The organism is Georgenia ruanii (assembly GCF_009193175.1).
GTDB lineage: Bacteria > Actinomycetota > Actinomycetes > Actinomycetales > Actinomycetaceae > Georgenia > Georgenia ruanii.
Genome location: NZ_VUKE01000012.1, coordinates 110,885 through 130,158, shown reverse-complemented (window position 1 = coordinate 130,158; position 19,274 = coordinate 110,885). Strand labels below are relative to the sequence as shown.

Here is a 19,274-nt window from a genome sequence, read left to right as displayed (position 1 = left end):
CTCGGGGCGACGGCGGTGTCGCCTGTTTGTCGACCGCCCTCACGCCCGCGCCTGCGAGGTGCTAGGCGCGCTTCGGCGTCGCCCCTGGTTCTGCGGCGTCGTCCGGGACCGGCGTCGCGGCGGTCCGCCGCTGCGCGTACGTCAGGAGTGCTTCGACCGCGTGCGGGTCCGCCTCCAGCTCACGGCCGAGGACGATCTCGGACAGCACGCGGACCGCCTTGAGCGTCTCGTGCGCCAGCCCGAGCCGTGCTGCGACCTGCTCCCACCCGGCGATCCCGTACGGCACGTCGTCCGTGAGGAACCTGGTGTCCAGCACGGTCGGCCCCGGCCGGCTCCGGTAGTGCTCGCTCGACCTGATCTCCTCGTAGAGGGGGGCGCTCGCCGACGCGCCGTCGCCGCGCCATGACAACACCATCTCCCGCAGCCGCGGCGACGTGCCCTGCAACGCCTCGACCAGGTCCAGCCGCTCACGGTCCACCGCCTCCATGAGCCGCTCCACCGCCGCCGTGAAGCCCTCGTCCCAGTAGTGCCACACCTCGCCGTTGTCGATCCTGGTCGCGTTCAACAGCGCCAGCGGCGGATGGACCATGGCATTGATGCCGCCCAGCCCGGTCGAGACCAGGTCCGACGCCACCAGGTCGGGGAAGTACCTGCCGAAGAGCCCGAGCGCCGCGTAGGTCTCCTCCTCACTTGCCGCGGCGAGCGCCAGGCGTTGCCTCCGCAGCACTATCCGTACCCGGCCCTCGTGGAGCCCGCCGCCGACCATCCACCCCGGTACCTCACTGAGCCGCGGTTCTGCCACGCCCCACTGCCGGAACCGTTCTGGGACCACGAGCACCGCGCCGAGACCGCCCGGGGCGAGCAGGACCGGCTTCCCCGCGAACGCCTCGGGGCGTGCACCGAAGAAGCCCTCGAGCTCCTCGGCGGTGCCGGTTGCGACGAAGTTGTCCCCGGCAAACGCGGCATCCGGGGAGATCGCCTGTATGACAGCGGTCCCGGAGAAGCCGCAGCCCTCGATCGGGGCCGTCAGCTGCCCGGAGACCTCCTCGCTCGTGAACAGCACCCGCTCACCGCTGGAGACCGACGCCACTGCGGCCACGGGCAGCGTGCGTTCGGCGGGTCCGACAACGACCAGCATGTCCTCTTCTCCTCTCAGCCTGCTGCCTGCCGCCGGCTCAGCGGACTCCGGCCGGGGACTCGACGTCCACGTGCGAGCGCGCGGCCATCGCCGGTCCCTTCCAGGGCATGCCGGGACCCGCGAAGTGCTCGAGGTCGCCGGGGAGCATGAGGTGGTCGCGACCAAGCTCCGACAGGCCGGACAGTCCGATGACGCCCATCATCCGGGTGATCTCCTGGCCGAGGAGCGACAGCGCATGGTGCGCACCGGCCTCCCCGCCGGCGGAGAGGCCATACAGCGGAGCCCGGCCGACCATGACCGCGTCTGCTCCCAGCGCGAGCGCCTTAAGCACGTCGCTGCCGCGCCGGAATCCGCTGTCCACGAGCACCGGGACGCGGCCTGCCACTGCCGCGACCACACCGGGCAGCATCTCGACCGGGGAGGGTGCCGCATCGTTTGTGCCACCCCCCTGGTTGCTGACCACGATGCCGTCGGCCCCGTACTCGACGGCCCGCTGCGCGTCGTCCGGGTGCAGGATGCCTTTAATCACCATGGTGCGCGGCCACACGTCGCGGACCCGGTGCAGGAATTCCCACGTCAGCGAGTCGTCCTTGACGAAGAACTTCTGCTTGTCGGCCCGCGACAGACCTTCTGGCACCGAGATGTTGGTGAAGGCCGGCAGGCGCCTCTCGCGGAGCAGGTACCGGGTCGGGGTGCCGAACGTCCAGCGCGGGTGGCGCACCGCCTCCAGGAGGTTGCTCGGCCGGATGTTCATAGGGAACGTCACCCGGTTGCGCTGGTCATGAGGCCGGTTGTACGGCACGTTGGAGTCGACGGAGAGCACGAGGGCGTCAAAGCCGGCGTCCCGCGCCCGCGCGACGCCCCGGAGCGACGCGGCGGTGTCCCGCCAAATGATGGGGTTGTACCACTGGGTCCCGCCCCCCTCATTGAGGACGTTCTCCATCGGGGTGTCCGTAGTGCTCGTCAAAGTGAACGGGATGCCGGAGCTCGCCGCGGCGCGCGCCAGCGCGACCTCACCGCGGAACGCGATCCAGCTCGAGATGCCGGTGGGCGCTACCACCAGCGGCAACTGGTGCCGCTTGCCGAACAACGTCACCGCGGGGTCCCTGTGCGACACGTCGTTCAGCACCCGGTGGACCAACTTGATCCGCTGGAGGACCTCGCGATTGTGCTGGTAAGCGACGTCGTCCTCGCTGCCGTGGTCGAGGGCACCGAACAGCGCCGCCGGCAGCCGTCTCCTGGCCAGCTCCCTGAGGTGCGAGATGTCGACCGCCTGCGTCGCGAGAGATGATCCTGCCACCTGCGCCAGCTCCCTTCGTCGCGCCTTTCGCGACGGGAAGACCACGCCGCACCTGACTCCGTTGTCCAAGCAGCGACCGCCATCGATATGTCGCATACATTGCATTGACCCGTGGTGGCCGCCGAGCGGAACGTAACACAAACATGTCGACCGTCAAGTACTTGACACTTTCAGCCGCCTTCGGGATCGTTCAGCGGGGCGCCTCCGTCTGCGGCTCGCTGGCGCCCGTCCGTGTCCGGCGAGGGGACACCTGGACTCGACCTCGAGGATGAGTGGTGCGTAATGCGAGACGTCTGCGTGATCGGGGCCGGCATCGTCGGAGCGTCGACCGCGTTCTATCTCTCGCGGCTCGAAGGCCTCCGGGTGACGATCGTTGACGTCGGCTACCCCGGCGCCGCGACGACGTCTGCGGGTACCGGGTGGATCACCGCGCGCGACGAGCGGGACCCGGAGTACCGCCGGCTCGGACTGCTCGCGATGGACGAGCACCACCGGCTCGCCGCCCTCTTCCCTGCCAGCCCATGGCTGACGGTGGGCGGGACGCTGTGGACCGAGGACGCCGCGAACGACTTCGGGACGCTGATCGAGGACTGCGAGCGGACCGACTTCCCGGTCGAGGTCCTGACAGCGGCGGAGGTTAATACGCGGCTGGAGCCAAACGTCTCGTTCGAGCGCCCGGACCTGCGCGTCGCGCACTTCCCGACCGAGCTGACCGTGACTGGCTCCCTGCTGACCCAGGTCCTGGTCGAGGCAGCGACCGACAACGGTGCGATCAGCCACCTCGGCTCTCGAGTCGTCGGCCTCGAGCAGGTCCAGGGCGGCCGGCACCGGGTCGCGTTCGATGACGGCGCCGCGCTCGAGGTTGACGCGGTCGTGAACTGCGCCGGGCCCGGCGCCGACGTGGTCGCTGGGTTCTACGACATTGCGATGCCGATGCGACCCCAGCCCGGCATCGGCATCCAGGTGCGGGCAGCAGGAGATCCTCTCCGCCGAAGCGTCTTCACGAAGGAGTTGGTCGCCAAGCGCGAGGCCGAGGGCGTGATCCGCCTGCGGAGCATGCTCGGTTGGAGAACCAGCGCGGGGGTCTCGGCACCGGACGCCGGCTTCACGGGCGGTCTCGAGCGGAACGATTTCGTTGCTCACGTCGTCGAGGAGGCGAAGAAGCTCATTCCGTCGGTATCGCTCCGGCCGATCGCCACCTGGTCCGGCGTGCGCCCGATCCCGTCCGACGGGTTTCCGAGGGTCGGCGCCGTGGAGTCGGTCCCCGGCTACTTCGAGGCCGTCACGCACAATGGTGCGATATTCGGCCCCCTCCTGGGCCGCCTCCTTGCCGCGGAAATCGCGACAGGAGAGCAGAGCCCACTGCTTGCCAGTTACCGCCCGGCACGGTTCCTCAACTAGCGACTTACGCCGCAGGGAACAGAGGGCGGGTCATCGATCCGAACTGCTCAAGCCCATCTCGGCGGGCTCACCCACGGCCCGGCACAAACGCGACAGGAGAATCAGCAAGATGCCTTATCTGAAGACCGACGACGACGTCGAGCTATATTTCGAGGACTTCGGGGACGGCGCGGCCGTCGTCTTCGTGCACGGCCTCTCGGAGACCCACGCGATCTGGGAGCACCAGGCCGCCGACCTTGCCGACGAGTTTCGGACAGTCACCTTCGACTGGAGGGGGGTGGGTCGCTCGTGCAAGCCACGGGCCGGGTACACCCTCGACGCGGTCACCAGTGACCTCATCTCCCTGATCACTCACCTCGACAGCGGCCCCGTCACCCTGGTCGCGCAGGGAACCGGCAACAACGTCGCGCTCGAGGCGACCTATCGACGCCCCGACCTCGTAGCCGGGCTCGCCCTGGTGTGCGGTGCGCCATGGCGCTCGGGCACCCGGGACGGCGTCGACGGCGGGCTGACCGAGGAGTTCGTGGCCTGGGCCTCGCAGAACCTCGGCGGCAGCTCCCTTCGCCCGAAGGCCAATGCCGAGCTTTACGACCGCTACATGTTCTTCGAGGACCCCGGGCCAGCGGTCAAGGAGTGGTATCTCAACATGGCGTTCGAGACGCCGCTCCACGTCCTCAAGACCTACAACCGCAACGTGGCCGGCGCCGACCACCGCGGACGCCTCTCCGAGGTCCGCTGTCCGGTGCTGGTGGCGCACGGGCGTCACGACAAGAAGCAGCGGTACGAGGGCGCGCAGTACTTCGCGGAGCACATCTCCGGTGCGCATCTCGTCACGTTCGAGAACAGTGCGCACCAGCCGCAGCTGGAAGAGGTGGCCCGCTTCAACGAGGAGCTACGCACATTCCTGGGGGGCACCTGAACAACCGACGTGCTCGCCCCTTTCGGCTCCCGGCCACTACGGGCCGCCGGAGCTGACCCCTTACGACTGATCTCCAAGTCCGATCGAGACCACCTCGGCTGAGCTCATCACGTGTGCGATCACGGCCTCGCGGGCCGCCCCCGCGTCACCGCGCTCGATGGCCTCCCGGATCGCACTGTGCTGAGCGACGTTGGTCTGCATCAGCCTGGGGTCGCGGCTGAGCTCGTTCCAGGTGAGGTTCCTTGGCAGGGTCAGGTGCAACCACTCAAGAGCCGCTGACAGCGTCCGGTTTCTCGCGGCATCGAGAATGATGTCGTGGAACCGGTCGTTGGCACGGGTCCACCGTTGCCGGCCCTCCTCCAGGCCTTCCTCTCCAGCGACGACGTCCGCGACTGCAGTCTCGAACAGCCGTTCCGCCTCTCGCAGCTGCTCGATCTGGTGCTGGGTGGCGTAACGGGCGGCGATCGAAGCCGCCAGACCTTCGAGCTCGGCGCGCACCCGATACCCGTCCTGGATTTCGCGGACAGTCGGTACCCGGATCCGTGCACCTCGATTGGGAATGAGTTCCGCCACGCCGGTCGCGGTGAGGGCCTGGATCGCCTCACGCACCGGCGTCCGGCTGGTCCCGAACTCCTCCGCTATCGCGCTCTGCCGCAGCCACGACCCGAGCGGAAGCTCACCGCTGGCCACCTTGCGTCGCAACCCCGCCGCAATCCTGTCCGCCGCACCGACGGTCTCCTCGTCGGCACGCACACCGTCCACCACCGCACCCTCAGCCACGACCCGATCCTAGTCGCGCCATCCGGTACCGACATACGAAAGCAACTGGTTCGCGTGCGCGTACTGCCGAATTGCATGCGATCCATGGCTGAAGCCGGCGAGGATCGCCCCGGCCCAATAATCGGGCAGCTTGCCCTGACTGCATGCAATCAGTAAGGTTTTGCATACGCACCTGGATCAGTGCCGCGCGACGTCGTAGTTGCCCGTACATCCGGAAGCCCCTGACCCTGAAGGGAACCCCATGTCCTGGGCCGACGTCCTCCTTCTCGTGGTAGCTGGCACAGCCGCCGGAACGATCAACGCCGTTGTCGGATCCGGCTCGCTCGTTACCTTCCCTGCGCTGCTGATGGTGGGGCTCCCGCCGGTGCTGGCCAATGTCACCAACAACATCGGCGTCCTGCCAGGGAACATCTCCGGTGCGCTGGGCTACCGCGGTGAGCTGCGTGGCAACGGCGGGACCGCCTGGCGCCTCGCGATTGCTTCGGTCGCGGGTGGCGTGGCCGGGGCACTGCTGCTGCTCGTGCTGCCCGAGGAGGTCTTCTCCTGGGTGGTGCCGCTGCTCATCGTGCTCGCGTGCGTGCTCATTATCGCCGGCCCGCGGATCAAGACCTGGCTTTCCGCACGACGGGTGGCCCTCGGCGCTCCGCGGACGGTGAGCGGCAAGCTCGCGCTCGGAGTGGGTCTCACCGGCGTCTATGGCGGCTACTTCGGGGCTGCCCAAGGCGTCATCCTGCTCTCGGTCCTCTCGATTGCGCTGCCGGGTGGGATGCAGCGGGCCAATGCGCTCAAGAACGTCCTGGCCGCCGCCGCCAATGCTGCGGCCGCCGTTGTCTTCGTGCTGATCAGCGAGATCGACTGGGCCGCCGCAGGCGTCGTAGCGCTTGGCGCGATCATCGGTGGGCAGATAGGCGCTCGGGTCGGCCGGCGGATCCCCGACCTGGCCTTTCGCGTCGTCATCGTGGCGATCGGCATCGTCGCCATCGCGCGCATCTTGTTCTTCTGAGGTTGTCGTCCCGGTGGGCTTACCCTTCAAGGCCCACTCGGAGCCCGTAGACGGTCCCGTCGCTACGCGGGAGGAGAGCCATCCCCGGTCAGCAGACCCTGGACTCACCACCCGCCTCCAAGCACGTCGGCTCGCCACACGTGGCCGACGGCGATCCGGCCAAGTACCGAGTGCCCAGAGAAGCCGCCAACGCGCTTCGAATCCCTGGTTATGAAGCGGCGCCGCAGGACCAGGCATCTGACTGTTCGCGATCAGCCCACGTACGTGGTGCATCAATGCGAGAGGAGTTTGGGGGTGCCCACGACCTATTTCTGAGTTGACTCACACGGGTCCGGTGGGGGCATGTTGACTTGGACGGTCAGAATTAACCCTTAGATCGGCGCTCCGGGCCGGTGACAGGGTGCCGCTTCGGATCTGAGCTGCCCACCGCCAAACTTCTCACTCCAGCATTCGCCGTACGGCCGGCACCGGGCGCCGTGGCGGGGCCGACGCGCAATCACCGCTCCCGCGCGAAGAGCTCCGAATCCGCGGATGCTAGGGCGGCGATGTCCAGTTCCTCCTCGAAACCGCCCCATGCAGCGCGGAGCCGGAGAACGGTCTCGACCGCCCGGGGATCGATCGACGTCGAGCGCGCCAGACCGGTGTCGGACAGTTCTGCACCCACGATCGCTTCGCTTCGCTCCACCGGAATCCCTCGCGCTGCAGCGACCTGCGCGACGACGTCGGTGCGGTTGACGGGGTCCAGAACGAACCGCAGCGCCTCTTCGTACGCCGCACGGAACCGCGACGCGAGCTTGCCGTGGCCATCAAGCCACGCATCGGCCGCGGCGATCACACCCCCGAGGTACGGCGTGACGACGTCCTCGTAGCGCGCCAACCGGTTCAGGCCCCGAGCCATCGCGACAAGCTCGAGCCCGTTGCTGAGCAGTGTGGCGGATGCGTCGCCGGCGAGCAGGCGGTCGAAGCGCGACGCGACACCGCCGTGACGGACGACCTCATAGTCGACGTCACGTTCGAGGCCTGCCGACGCCAGGATGTCGAACAGCACGAACGCGAACCCCGTGTCGAGAGCGTCGACGGAGACGACGCGGCCCCGAAGATCGGCCAGGGACTCCACCTCCGGGGCACCGACGACGGTGAGGTCCATGCCGCGGTCCAGTGCAAACACCACGCTGACCTGGAAGCGGTCGCCAAGTGGGTTCTGCCTGTTCAGCCGGTAGTTGGGGACGTTGTCGAACGCTGTGTGCACGAACTGGTAGCGCCCACCCGCTAGATCACGGAACTGGGCTTCGGAGGACTCCACACGCTCGTACGTGACTGCGAGGTCCTGGGCCGCGAAGAACCCGGCGGCCTGTGCGACCACCATTGCTGCCGATGGCACGAAGATACCCACGTTGAGCCGATCCATGGTACTCCTCTCGTTCGGCTTAGATCCGACGACCTCCGCCTTATTCCAGCGACCGATGTGCCTACGTCATTGCATGGTTATTTGCGAACAGCAGAGTTTCCCGGGCTTACCCGCTCGGGGACGCGCGACCGACAGGGGCTATCCTCCGACCCTGTGGGGCCTCAGAGGTGCCGGACTCCTCCTCAGTCGAAGATCTCCGAGATCGCACCCCACCGGGGTACTACGCCCTCGCCCGACGGGGCTCGCAGCGCCTTCGCATACGTGAACTCGAGCAACGTGTCCGCCGAGTGCTCGCGACCCGAGCCGCTGGCCTTCGTGCCACCGAACGGGGAGCCCAGAAAGGCGCGGAAGTAGTTGTTGATGAACGCCACCCCTGCTTCGACACGCCGCGCGACGCGTGTCGCCACGTCGCTGTTGCGAGTGTAAACGGCCGAGACAAGGGCGTACCGAGTGCCGTTGGCAATCTCCACCGCCTCGTCCTCGGTGGAGAACCTCATCACGCAGGTGACCGGCCCGAAGATCTCCTCCTGGGCGATTCGCATCCCCGGCTCGACGCCGGTGAACACGGTCGGCTGCACGAAGAACCCGTCGCGAAGGTCCTCGTCGTCGGGAAGGGCCGCCTGCGCCGTGATGGTGGCCCCCTCGCCAACGCCCACGTTGATGTACTCGGCGACTTTCGCCTGCTGCTGCCGGCTGACCAATGGGCCCACATGCGTGCCGTCGTCACGACCGTCGCCGACCCGGAGCTTGGAGACGGCGTCGGCGAAGCGGCGCACGAACTCTTCGTGGACACCGTCCTGCACGAGGATGCGGGACGCCGCAGTGCATGCCTCGCCCTTGTTGAAGAAGGCGCCCTCGACGGCGTCGTAGACGGCGCGATCAAGATCCGCATCGTCGAACACGATGAACGGGTTCTTCCCGCCGAGTTCGGTCAGCACAGGGACATGGCGTTCCGCCGCTGCCTTCAGCACCGCGGTCCCGGACTCCGGGGAACCCGTGAAGGAGATCATGCGCACTAGCGGGTGCGCAGTCAGCGCGATCCCCACGGCGGCACCGCCCGCCACTGCGGAGACCACACCGGCGGGCAGGACTTCATTGAGAATCTCCACGATGCGCAGGATTGTCAGTGGGGCTTGCTCGCCGGGCTTCAGGACCACCGTGTTGCCGGCCGCGAGCGCCGGGGCGACCTTTCCGCCGAGGTGGATCGGGGGCCAGTTGAACGGGATGATCCCGGCGACTACCCCGAACGGCTCACGGACGGTGCCGACGTTGACCGAGCCCTGCGTCAGAAACGAGCCGGGCAGCTTGTCGGCAAGGCCGCCAAAGAACCGGAACGATCCCACGAGCATCTGCAGGTCGAGTTCCTTGGCGTCCCTGACGGGCTTCCCGTTCTCGGCGGACAGCAGCTCGGCCAGCTCGTCGGTGTGGGCACCAAGGCTGTCCGCCGCCCCAAACAGGTACTGACCTCGCTCCCGGCCTGTCAGTTCACGCCACGTCAGGAACGCGTCGTGGGCGCGTCGCACCGCGGCACCGACCTCATCCGGACCGCTGCCCTGCACCCGAGCGAGCACCGCACCCGTCGCGGGGTCCTCCACATCGAACGCGTCCTCCTCGTTCGCGGAGGACCAGGCGTTACTGACGATGTTCTTTGACGCGGTGCTGGCCATTTCCACCTCTCCACTCCATCGTGCCGACAGTGAGCACACCACCGCCGAACGGCAGCGAGGGCGCCCCATTTGTAACGTAACAGCAACTCGTCGCTCGGTAACGGAACGTCTGGTTCCACAGGACGGACCCGCGCCGAAACACCGCAGCAGCCGGCAGTTCGCGGCGTTCGCCCAGGCCCGCCCCAACCCCGGCGGAGGACGCGGCGAGCCATTTAGGAGATTCCATCAATGCCCTCCGCACCTTTCCCGCACGGTGATCGCGTAGGGCCCACGAAGCCGCGGGCGTCAGTTCTCGATCGCAGTGATCACGGCATCGAGCGCGATCAGCCCGTCGTGGGTGAGCCGCAGCGGGTTGATCTCCAGACTCTGCAGGCCGGGATCGGCAGCCAGCTGTGTACCGAGGGCACGCACCACACGAGCCAGCTCGCCTCGGTCCAGGCGCGGGCCGGAGCGCCATCCGTCGAGCAGGGCCGCACCGAGGAGCTCGTCCGGCATGGCGGCGGCCTCGGCCGTGCTCACGGGAACCAGGCGCATGGTGACGTCGGCCAGGGCCTCCGCCTGGGTGCCGCCCAGGCCGAGAAGCACGATGGGCCCGAACACCGCGTCGCGGTGAGCGCCGACGATGAGGTCGACACCGGACGGGGCCATTGCCTCGACGAGGTAGCGGGACGCTCCCGCTGCGCGCAGCGCAGTCAGCGCGTCGTCGAGCTCGGCGTGCGACCGCACGCCCAGTTGCACCCCGCCGATCTCCGTCTTGTGCAGGACGGCGGCGTCGAGCAGCTTGACGGCGACAGGGCCGCCCAGGGCGTCGAGCGCTCGGTGGGCCGACTCCTCGTCGTCGCACGCTCGCCGCGGCATCGCCCGCAGCCCTAGGTCCTCGATGACGGACTTCGCCTGGTCCTCGTCCCACGCACGACCGACGAGAACCGACCGGCCATCGAACGCGCCCTCCGCGTCGGGCTGTTGCGCGAGGTGCGCCAGCCGGGCGTCCTCGACCAGGGCGGCCACGCCCGTCGCGAGCGCGGTGGGCGACAGGTGCGACGCGACGGCGGCGGCGTGCAGCTGATGCCGCAGCTCACCCGCCTCGGTCGGGCTGCCACCCAAACCCGCCACGACCGGTGCACCCTCCGTCGCCGTTGCAGCCGCCGCGGCCGCCAGCTGCTCTGTGCTGCCGAGCTCGGCCAGCGCGTACGCGGCCACGACGTCCACGCCGGCATCGGCGGCCACGGCGGTCAGCACGTCGCCGAACGTCTCCCCCGGGCGGCCGGTGTCGACGGGGTTGCGCTGGAACGTCATGGGCGGCAGCAGCCCGGCGATACGCGCCTGCGTGTCCTCCGTCAGCGTGGGGGTCCGCACCCCGGCGCCGCGCAGCGCGTCGAGAAGGATCAGCCCGGGCCCCGCCTGGGCGGTGACGATGCCTACGCCCGGGTCGGGGTTGGGCTGCAGGCGGCTGTGCGAGAGGGTGGCGACGGCGTCGACCAGGGCGCGCTCGTCGTCGACGAGGACGGCGCCGGCCTGGCGCAGCACGGCACGGGTGGTGCGCCAGGAGGTGGCCAACGCCCCGGTGTGGGATGCGGCGAACTCGGCGACGTCGTTGCGCCCGACGACGAGCGCGACCACGGGCTTCGTGCGGGTGAGCCGCCGCACCGCCGCGTACAGCCGGGGTCCATCGCCCACCGACTCCACGTGGAGAGCCACCGCCTCGGTGCTGTCGTCGCCGACCAGGTGCTCCAGGACGTCGGCGGCGTCGACGTCGGTGGCGTTGCCCAGGCCAACGGCCAGGCTGACGCCGACACCGGCGTCGGCCAGCAGGAACGCGAGCGCGTGGTTCACTCCGCCGCTGGCGGCGACCACGGCGACGGCGCCAGCGGGCACGTCGCCCACACCGGGCACAAAGCTGGCGGTGAGGCGGCGGTGCGGGATGAGGAACCCGGAGGTGTTGGGGCCGAGCAGACGCACACCGCTCGCACGCGACGCGGCCACGAGCCGCTCCTGATAGGCGACGCCATCACCGCCCGCCTCGGCGAACCCGCCCGCGCACACCAGCGCCGCACGCACGCCGGCGGCCGCAGCGTCCTTGAGCGCGTCCGCGCACGCCCCGGCGGGCACGCACAACACGGCGAGGTCCAGTGGCTCCCCCAGTGTGTCGGCGGCTGCGGCGACAGAGGGGTACAGCCCGACCGCAGGGTCGGGGTTGCGGGCGTTGACCAGGGCGAGCGGCCCGCCGAACGCTTGCAGTGACCGCGCCATCACGGAACCCAGCTTGGTGCCCGTCCGGGAGGCGCCCACGACTACGACGCCGCGGGGCGCGAAGAGTGCGGACAGGTCGGCGTCGACCCCGGTGGCCGTGGTTGTGCCCATGGTGACCAGCTCAGGCATGTGCGCGCTCCCTCGCGACAGCGGGGACCGCGACCAGGTCGGCGCGGCCGGAGAGCAGCAGGGTGGTGACCCGGTCAGCGTCCGGCTCGGCCTCGACGACGGCCGCCGGGACACCCTCGACGAGTCGGGCCTGCTCAGCAACCAGGACCCGGGTGAGCGCGGTGCCGCCATGGACAACGACGGCGGCGGGAGCGGTCGCCAGGTACCCGCGGAGCCGCTCAATGGCGGTCGGCAGGCCGCTCTCGGTCTCCGGCGCCTCGAACCAGAGACCCCACGGGCCCCGCCCCGGCACGGTCGACGCAAGCTCCAGGCGCGTGCCCGCGCATTCGAGACTGGGGCCGGAGCCCTCCTCCACGAGGTCGACGACACGCTTCGAGAAGTGGACATCACCGAGAGCCATCGGGGTGTGGCGGGGCTCCGCCCCGTGCCGCGCACGCCAGTGTGCGTCGACCTCGGCGATGAAGCCGGGGTCGCGGCGGGCGATCTTGTCCCGGCCGATGCTCCGGCTCATGAAGTGGAACGCGAATTGGGTGGGCTCGAACGCCTCGTGGTAACGGCCGAAGTGCTCCCACCACGACAGGCTCGGGCGGGCCGAGCCCTGGATCTTCTCGACCGACGGACGGGCGGCGGACTCGTAGGCGCGCAGGGCCGTTTCCAGGTCGTCGTGCTCGGTGAGGGCGCGGGCGAGCTCGATGGCGTCCTCCATGGCCATCTTGGTGCCCGAGCCGACCGAGAAGTGGGCGGTGTGGGCGGCGTCGCCCAGGATGGCCACGTTGCCGGCGTGCCACGTGCGCGCACGCCGGGTGCGGAAGTTGGCCCACCGGGAGTTGTTCACCAGCAGCCCCTGGCCGTCGATCTCGTCGGCGAACAGGTCCTCGAGGAACGCCCGCGTCTTCTCGTCGCTGGGCCCGGGCGGCTGCGTGGTGTCGAACTCGTCGAGGCCGGCGGCCTGCCACGTCGCCTCGTCGGTCTCGACGATGAAGGTGCTCACGTCTGCCGAGATCGGGTAGCCGTGGACGGCGAAGGTGCCGTACGGGCTCTGCTTGTGCACGAAGGTCAGGCCCTCGAACATGTAGGGAGTCCCGAACCAGATGAACTTCGCGGTGGCCTCGTCGAACGACGGCTCCAGCTCGGCCGCGAGCTCCTCGCGCACCCGGGAATTCGCCCCGTCGCTGCCAACCACCACGTCGTACCCGTCCAAGGCGCGCAAGCCGGGCACCTCGGCCTCGAAGCGCAGGTCCACACCCACCTCTCGCGCCCTGTCCTGCAGAAGCTGCAGGAGGGTCTTCCGGGAGATTGCCGCCATCCCGTTGCCACCGACGCGCAGCCGGTCGCCCTTCAGGCGCACCTCGATGTCGTCCCAGTGCCGGCCCTGGTCCTGCAGGCCACGCAGCAGAACGGGGTCCGCCTCGTGGATTCGCGCCAGCGTGGCATCGGAAAACACGACCCCAAAGCCGAATGTGTCGTCCGACCGATTGCGCTCGAACACCACCACCTCGGCCGCGGGGTCCCGCTGCTTGAGCAAGGTTGCGAAGAACAACCCTCCTGGACCACCACCGACGCACGCGACCTTCATGACTACCTCCCGGGAAACGACGTGAGGTGCCCATCGTCACGGGAGGCAGGACATGTGTCAAGATTCTAGCGGCCGCAACAGAGATGCATCACGACGAGACATGATGGCGTCGACCTGAGCCTCCGCCGCCTCACGGAGCAACTCACGCGCCTCAAGGAACATCTCGTGGGCCTCGCCACCGCGCCAGCGCGGAGGCAGCAGTTCCTCCGGCAGGTCGGGGTCTCGGAACGGGAACTGCCGGTACTCCTGAATGAGCCGGGTGCGTTCGACCAGCGCCTCACGCGGCGGGATCCGGCCGGCGCGGAACCGGGGCATCCGAGCCCGGTACCGGTCGAGGAAGTCGCCGTAGTCGGCATTGAGCCCGGACAGGTCCCAGCAACGCTCTGCCATGTCGCGGTCGTATGTCAGTCCTCGCGACCTCGCACGCAGCATGTCCAGACGCAGCATCGGCGTACCACCGAACTTCTCCTCGACGGCGGCGAGGCGGTCATGGGGGGAGAGCCACGTTGAGGCGGCAAGCGGACCGAAGCCGAGCCAGGCCAGCTCACGGCGCAGGCGCTCACGGACCGCGCGCTCCGCCTCGGGGACGTAGTAGATCACCATGTGCCACACACCGCCCCACTCCCCGTCTGCCCGGTCGAAGATGCGCACACGCCCCTCGTCGAGCATGTGCCAGCTCTTCTCGGTCAGCCGGTAGCTCACCTCACGGCCCTCGGGGATGGTCTCGAACCAACCGTCCTTGCGCAGCCGCGCCAGGGTGACCCGCGCCGTGCTGGCGCCGACGTCGAAGCACTCGAGCAGGGCGGTGAGCTCACGAAGACGGGCCTGGCCGCCGCGGTAGCGCAGGTAGTCACCGAAGAGGTCGATCAGCAGGGCGCGAGGCTTCATCGTGCAATCGTTTCACATCTGTACCGCCCGTCACCTGCGACCCGGATGGCTCGGCCGCGCCGCGGGCCCTTCTTAGGCTGGGCATGGACAGGTAGGGGCCCGCGGTGCGCCGACACGCGCTCGACGTCGGGCCTCCTCGTTTACCTCACGGGTCGGGTGAGGTCAGCAGGCGCCACGACCGTTGACGCTCGTGGGAGTATCACGTCGGCCGCCGCCGTTACAACTTGGAAGCCGCACGAACCACCTGACCGCACCCGACACACCCGACATGTGACAAATCTTTGACGCCACGCGTCGCATTGTCTGATGATCGGTCTGGTTCGCCCAGAGCTGCCTGGGCCGGGTCCGACGGTGGACCGCGCGCCTGAAGACGGCATGGCAGCGTCACGCTGCCGACAGTCAACCCCGAGAGGAACCCATGCGCACACATCTTGCGGTCGCGGTAGCTGCGCTCGCGGCGGCGGCCACCCTCCTAACCGCTTGCGGCTCCAGCGGCACCGCAGCCCAGAGCTCGCAGACGTCCGCTGGGGACGGCTCTTCCGAAGGCTCCGGGGGCACGACCAAGGTCACGGTGGGCGTCATGCCGATTGTCGACACTGCACCCATCTACCTGGGCGTCCAGGAAGGCATCTTCGCCGAGCACGGCCTCGACCTTGATCTGCAGACGTCGAGCCAAGGTGCGGCTGCGTTGGTGCCCGGCGTGGTCAGTGGCCAGTTGGACTTCGGCTTTGGCAACGTGGCCGCGCTGATCACGGCGCACTCCCAGGGGCTGGCGCTTCCCCTCGTCGCATCTGCGTCCAGCTCGACCGGAGTCGATGGCAACGACACCTCGGGCATCATCGTCGCCGGGGCCAGCGACATCTCCGGGCCCGCGGACCTCGATGGAGCTCGGGTGGCCGTAAACACGATGAACAGCATCGGAGACGCGACGGTCCGGGAAACGGTCGACAACGCTGGTGGTGACGGCTCCTCGGTCACCTTCGCCGAGATCGCCTTCCCGGACATGCTTCCCTCCATCGAGAGCGGCCAGGTCGAAGCGGCATGGGTGGTGGAGCCGTTCCTGACCATTGCCCTCGATCAGGGCGCGCGCCTGCTGGCCTCCAACTACGTCGCCACGACGCCCGACCTGCTGATCGCGAGCTACTTCACTTCCACCGGGCTGATGGAGTCGGAGCCGGAGGTCGTCGAGCGATTTAGCGCGGCCATGGAGGAGTCTCAGGCCTTCGCCCAGGAGAACGAGGACATGACCCGGGACGTCCTCGGCACCTACATGACGATCGATCCCGCGATCGCCGAAAAGCTGGTGCTGCCACGGTTCAATGCCAAGGTCACCAGGTCGGAGCTGGAGTTCCTGATCGACTTCGCCGAACGGCAGGGGCTCATCTCCAACCCGGTCGAGGTCAGCTCCTTGCTACCGAAGGCCTGACGCAGGCTAGCCGACGGCGGGGCCTCGGGCTCCGTCGGTGCTTGGCGATGACCCGCCGCCCACAGGCCCAGCCCATGGTGCCTTCAGTCCTCCTGCATCATCTCCTGCGCGAAGGCGGCGACGCGCTGCCGGAACCAACGGTGCCCGGGGTCGTGCTCGGCGTGCCGGCCCCAGACCATCACCATCGTCACGGGTGCGAGTTCCACAGGGGGCTCGACAAGCCGGAGGCGTGCCGCCTCGTCGAACGCCCGCCCCAGGCGCTCTTGGATGATCGTCACCCTCCGGGTGCCGCGCAGCAGGTACGGCGCCACCGTTGGGGATTGGATGCTCACTTGGGTGTTGCGCGCAATCCCCTGGGCGTCCAGCTGGAGTTCGACGTGTGAGCGCAGGAGACCCACGTTGAACGCCACGTAGGGCAGCTCGGAGAACTGCTCCAGGGTCAGCACCTCACCGACGTCAGCGTTGTCGGCATCGACCGCACAGACGTAGCGGTCCTGGAAGACCACCTCGTGGGAGTACTGGGTGTGCCCGGGAAAGACCTGGCTGGGAATGATCAGCAGGTCCGTCTCCTCGCGGCTGAGCCGGGTCTCGTAGTCGTCCCGCACCGCGTTGATATCGAAGGACAGGTTGGGCGCCTCGGCCGCGAGCACCTCCAGCAGTGGTTGCAGGAAGACTCGCGTCACGTAGTCGTTGGCCGTGACCGAGAACGTCCGCCGCGTGGTGGAGGGCTCGAACGTCTGCCGCGCCGCGAACACCGCCTCGACATGCCGGATCACATCCCGGACCGGTTCGATTAGCGCCTCGGCGACCGGCGTGAGGATCATGCCGCGCCCCTGCCGCAATAGCAGCTCGTCATCGAAGAGCTTGCGCAGCCGCACCAGCGTGGCACTCATGGCCGGCTGACCAACGGACAATCTGTCGGCGGCGCGGGTGACGCTGCGCTCGGTCAGCAGCGCGTCCAACGCCACCAACAGGTTGAGATCGATCCGGGAAAGCTCCATCCGACACAATCCTCCCGACGGGCCCGCTGAACAGATCGTATCGGCCAGCGCGAGCCGCAATCGTCTAGAGGGTGGTGGCGCGCGCCGCCCCGGCGGATGGCGCCGACAGGCCCAGCTCGTCCACCGGGAGCCCAAGGCCGGTGGCAATACGGGCGAGCTCTGCGAGCGTCTGCGCGGGCAGGGGGATCCCGTCGGCGGTCCGGACTCCGCGGGTCTGGCTCTCCGGCTCCCCTGGCAGCAGGACGGCGTCGAAGCCGGGCGCGGCCGGGACATCGGTGATGCGGCGGGTGACGCTGTCCATGGCGTGGAGGTAGTCGGGCTCGGGCCGGAAGGCGTCGCTCGCCACAGCGAAGATGAAGACGCCGGTCTCCATCACGGCTCCCGAATAGCGGTCCGCGCCGGTGAGCGGACCCGCGAGCAGGTCCGCGATCACCGCCAGCGCATATCCCTTGTGGCCGCCGAAGGGCAGCAGGTGACCGCCTGCGAAGTAGTCCTCCGGATCGGTGGTGGGCGCACCTTCGCGGTCAACGATGGCCCCCTCCGGAACCGGCTCGCCCTTTGCTCGCGCGAGCATGAGCTTGCCATTCGCGATGGCGGAGGTCGCGTAGTCGAGGGTGACTGGGGCATGCGGCCCGCGCGGCAATGAGAACGCCACCGGGTTCGTGCCGAGCGAGGGCTCAGCCCCCCCGTACGGCACGGTCATGGGGGGCCCTCCCCTGCCGACCGTCATGAACATGACCACCCCACGCCGGGCTGCACGCTCAGTGAAGGCGCCCAGCCGGCCGGTGTGCCCGAGATCCACGACGCTCACGGCAGCGGCGCCGTTCTCCTTCGCCTTGGTGGTGGCCAGGTCTGTGGCGGCGAGCGCAACGGACTGGCCGAACCCCATGTGACCACGGATCAGCGCCGTGCTCGTTGTCTCGGCCAGCACCTCGGGGCGCGCGTGCGGCACGATGCGCCCCTCGCGGATCCACTGCAGGTACTGCGCGATCCGCAGGACGCCGTGGGAGTCGTGTCCGGCCAGGTGGTTGTCGACCAGCACCTCGGCGACGTCGGACGCGATGTCCTCCGGTGTGCCGACCGCCTTGAAGACGCTCGTGGTGATGCGGTGGAGCACGGCTGGGTCAGTTCGTCGCATCGTGCGGTCCTTCCTCTCATCGGCTGCCCGTCCTGGGACCAGCCTCCGTCAGCTGTTCAGGTGCCCGTCAGCGGTCCGGCCGGTGTTCCCTGGCGTCTCCTGTGGCACCGACGCGTGCTGCGAGCGAGCGGTCGTCCACCGGCCTGGCGGCGAGGTGCACGAGGAGCGCCGCGCCCACCAGTGCCGCGGCCAGGAAGAACCCCCCGCCGTCCACCTGCCGGTGGGCCGGCAGGAGGATCACCGGAGCGAGTCCCATCCCGAAGAAGCGGAAGGCCTGCACGAAGGAGATCGTCGACGGTCCGCCCGGGGTGCCGAGCACGTACTTGTTGATCGCCACGCCCACGCCCTGGGCCCCTGCCGACGCCGCCGCCCACAGGGCCGCCAGTGCCAGCGCCGACGTCGCCCCGGTAGGCACCAGCGCGATGCAGCTCGCGCTGGTGAGCAGCGCGGCGCCGCCCACACGCATCGCGCCCCAGCGGTCGAGCCCAGCACCGATGAGTGGGGCGAGCACCAACGACGCCACCCCGCCACTCATGAGGATGATCCCGCGCTCGGCGGACCCAGAGCCGAGGGTGTCGTCGGCGAAAAGAGCCACGAGGAAGCCGAGCCCGACCACGCCGGTCCCGACCATGAGGTTGATGCCGCACAACCACAGGGTTCGGCTTCGGCCCGCCACCGGCACCGGTACCACGTGGGGCGCGCCCTGCCCGGGTGCGGCCGGGACGCCGACGAGGCGCAGCGCCAGGGCCGCCACCGCCAGGCACACGAACGCGTAGCGCCACGAGAACTGGGCGAGCATCCCGCTGACGAGCGGGGCCGACAGCGTGCCGGTCGCCGCCAACGCGCCCATCGTCCCGAGCACCCTGCCGAGGCGGGCCTGCTCGGTGACCTTGGCCAGGACGGCCATGATCAGCGGCGTGGTGAAGGCGTTGAGCACCCCCAACGCCATGAAGGACGTCAGGAACACCCACCAGACGGGCGCGACAGCGCAGGCGAGGGCGGCGACCACGAACAGCGAGTAGGTCCGTGCGACGGTCCGCTCGACGCCCCACCGCTGGCCGAGCCGTCCCGAGAAGAGCATCGTCGCGGCGAACGGCAGGGTGTAGGCCATGACGGAGAGCGACGCCGTGTCGGCGCCGACACCGAAGGAAGCGCCGAGCTCCGGCAGCACCGAGGTGGTCATCAGCCCAGCGAAAGGGCCGATCATCCCGCCGGCGAGCAGTGCGGCGCGGTGCGACCTGCGCACCGCG

The 19,274-nt window shown here is 69.1% G+C and carries 15 protein-coding genes; 4 read left to right on the top strand and 11 right to left on the bottom strand.

What is annotated here, in order from left to right:
- Positions 1–61: 61 nt before the first annotated feature.
- Both GD880_RS12990 and GD880_RS12985 read right to left on the bottom strand, forming a co-directional pair.
- Entirely contained in the window at positions 62–1,138 is a 1,077-nt protein-coding gene (locus GD880_RS12990; protein ID WP_152232040.1) for an NAD/NADP octopine/nopaline dehydrogenase family protein, read from the bottom strand.
- A 37-nt stretch (positions 1,139–1,175) separates the two neighbouring features.
- A complete protein-coding gene (locus GD880_RS12985) occupies positions 1,176–2,483 on the bottom strand; it encodes an alpha-hydroxy acid oxidase (protein ID WP_193314499.1) in 1,308 nt (435 codons plus the stop codon).
- 237 nt (positions 2,484–2,720) lie between these two features.
- Between GD880_RS12985 and GD880_RS12980 the strand changes: the two genes are divergently transcribed.
- Complete coding sequence (locus tag GD880_RS12980) at positions 2,721–3,839, top strand: NAD(P)/FAD-dependent oxidoreductase (RefSeq protein ID WP_152232038.1); 1,119 nt, start codon at positions 2,721–2,723, stop codon at positions 3,837–3,839.
- Positions 3,840–3,948: 109 nt separating this feature from the next.
- The gene (locus GD880_RS12975) at positions 3,949–4,758 is read left to right on the top strand and encodes an alpha/beta fold hydrolase (protein ID WP_193314498.1); all 810 of its coding nucleotides are present in this window, start codon (positions 3,949–3,951) and stop codon (positions 4,756–4,758) included.
- Positions 4,759–4,818: 60 nt separating this feature from the next.
- Here GD880_RS12975 and GD880_RS12970 read toward each other — a convergent pair whose 3' ends face one another.
- Positions 4,819–5,538, bottom strand: coding sequence for a GntR family transcriptional regulator (locus GD880_RS12970; RefSeq protein WP_152232036.1), 720 nt, complete (start codon positions 5,536–5,538; stop codon positions 4,819–4,821).
- A gap of 241 nt (positions 5,539–5,779) precedes the next feature.
- On the opposite strand from GD880_RS12970, the gene GD880_RS12965 reads away from it, so the two are divergent.
- A complete protein-coding gene (locus GD880_RS12965; protein ID WP_152232035.1) occupies positions 5,780–6,541 on the top strand; it encodes a sulfite exporter TauE/SafE family protein in 762 nt (253 codons plus the stop codon).
- A gap of 496 nt (positions 6,542–7,037) precedes the next feature.
- Here GD880_RS12965 and GD880_RS12960 read toward each other — a convergent pair whose 3' ends face one another.
- From GD880_RS12960 to GD880_RS12940, 5 genes are all read right to left on the bottom strand, one after another.
- A complete protein-coding gene (locus GD880_RS12960; RefSeq protein ID WP_152232034.1) occupies positions 7,038–7,949 on the bottom strand; it encodes an ABC transporter substrate-binding protein in 912 nt (303 codons plus the stop codon).
- A 182-nt stretch (positions 7,950–8,131) separates the two neighbouring features.
- Complete coding sequence (locus GD880_RS12955; RefSeq protein WP_152232033.1) at positions 8,132–9,616, bottom strand: aldehyde dehydrogenase family protein; 1,485 nt, start codon at positions 9,614–9,616, stop codon at positions 8,132–8,134.
- A gap of 285 nt (positions 9,617–9,901) precedes the next feature.
- Positions 9,902–11,995 carry an acetate--CoA ligase family protein gene (locus tag GD880_RS12950; protein WP_226909635.1) on the bottom strand — a complete coding sequence of 698 codons (2,094 nt, stop codon included), beginning with the start codon at positions 11,993–11,995 and terminating at the stop codon, positions 9,902–9,904.
- A complete protein-coding gene (locus GD880_RS12945) occupies positions 11,988–13,490 on the bottom strand; it encodes an FAD-dependent monooxygenase (RefSeq protein WP_226909634.1) in 1,503 nt (500 codons plus the stop codon). Before GD880_RS12945 ends, GD880_RS12950 begins: the two co-directional genes overlap by 8 nt.
- A gap of 138 nt (positions 13,491–13,628) precedes the next feature.
- A complete protein-coding gene (locus tag GD880_RS12940; protein WP_152232031.1) occupies positions 13,629–14,459 on the bottom strand; it encodes a PaaX family transcriptional regulator in 831 nt (276 codons plus the stop codon).
- Positions 14,460–14,877: 418 nt separating this feature from the next.
- Here GD880_RS12940 and GD880_RS12935 point away from each other — a divergent pair, with 418 nt between their 5' ends.
- Positions 14,878–15,885: an ABC transporter substrate-binding protein gene (locus tag GD880_RS12935; protein ID WP_152232030.1), complete on the top strand. Its 1,008-nt coding sequence runs from the start codon at positions 14,878–14,880 to the stop codon at positions 15,883–15,885.
- Between the two features lie 83 nt (positions 15,886–15,968).
- Here GD880_RS12935 and GD880_RS12930 read toward each other — a convergent pair whose 3' ends face one another.
- The 3 genes from GD880_RS12930 to GD880_RS12920 all read right to left on the bottom strand — a co-directional run bounded on the left by GD880_RS12930 (position 15,969) and on the right by GD880_RS12920 (position 19,231).
- The gene (locus tag GD880_RS12930) at positions 15,969–16,886 is read right to left on the bottom strand and encodes a LysR family transcriptional regulator (protein ID WP_193314497.1); all 918 of its coding nucleotides are present in this window, start codon (positions 16,884–16,886) and stop codon (positions 15,969–15,971) included.
- 64 nt (positions 16,887–16,950) lie between these two features.
- Complete coding sequence (locus GD880_RS12925; protein ID WP_152232028.1) at positions 16,951–18,024, bottom strand: Ldh family oxidoreductase; 1,074 nt, start codon at positions 18,022–18,024, stop codon at positions 16,951–16,953.
- A gap of 67 nt (positions 18,025–18,091) precedes the next feature.
- Positions 18,092–19,231: an MFS transporter gene (locus GD880_RS12920; protein ID WP_226909642.1), complete on the bottom strand. Its 1,140-nt coding sequence runs from the start codon at positions 19,229–19,231 to the stop codon at positions 18,092–18,094.
- Positions 19,232–19,274 lie beyond the last annotated feature (43 nt).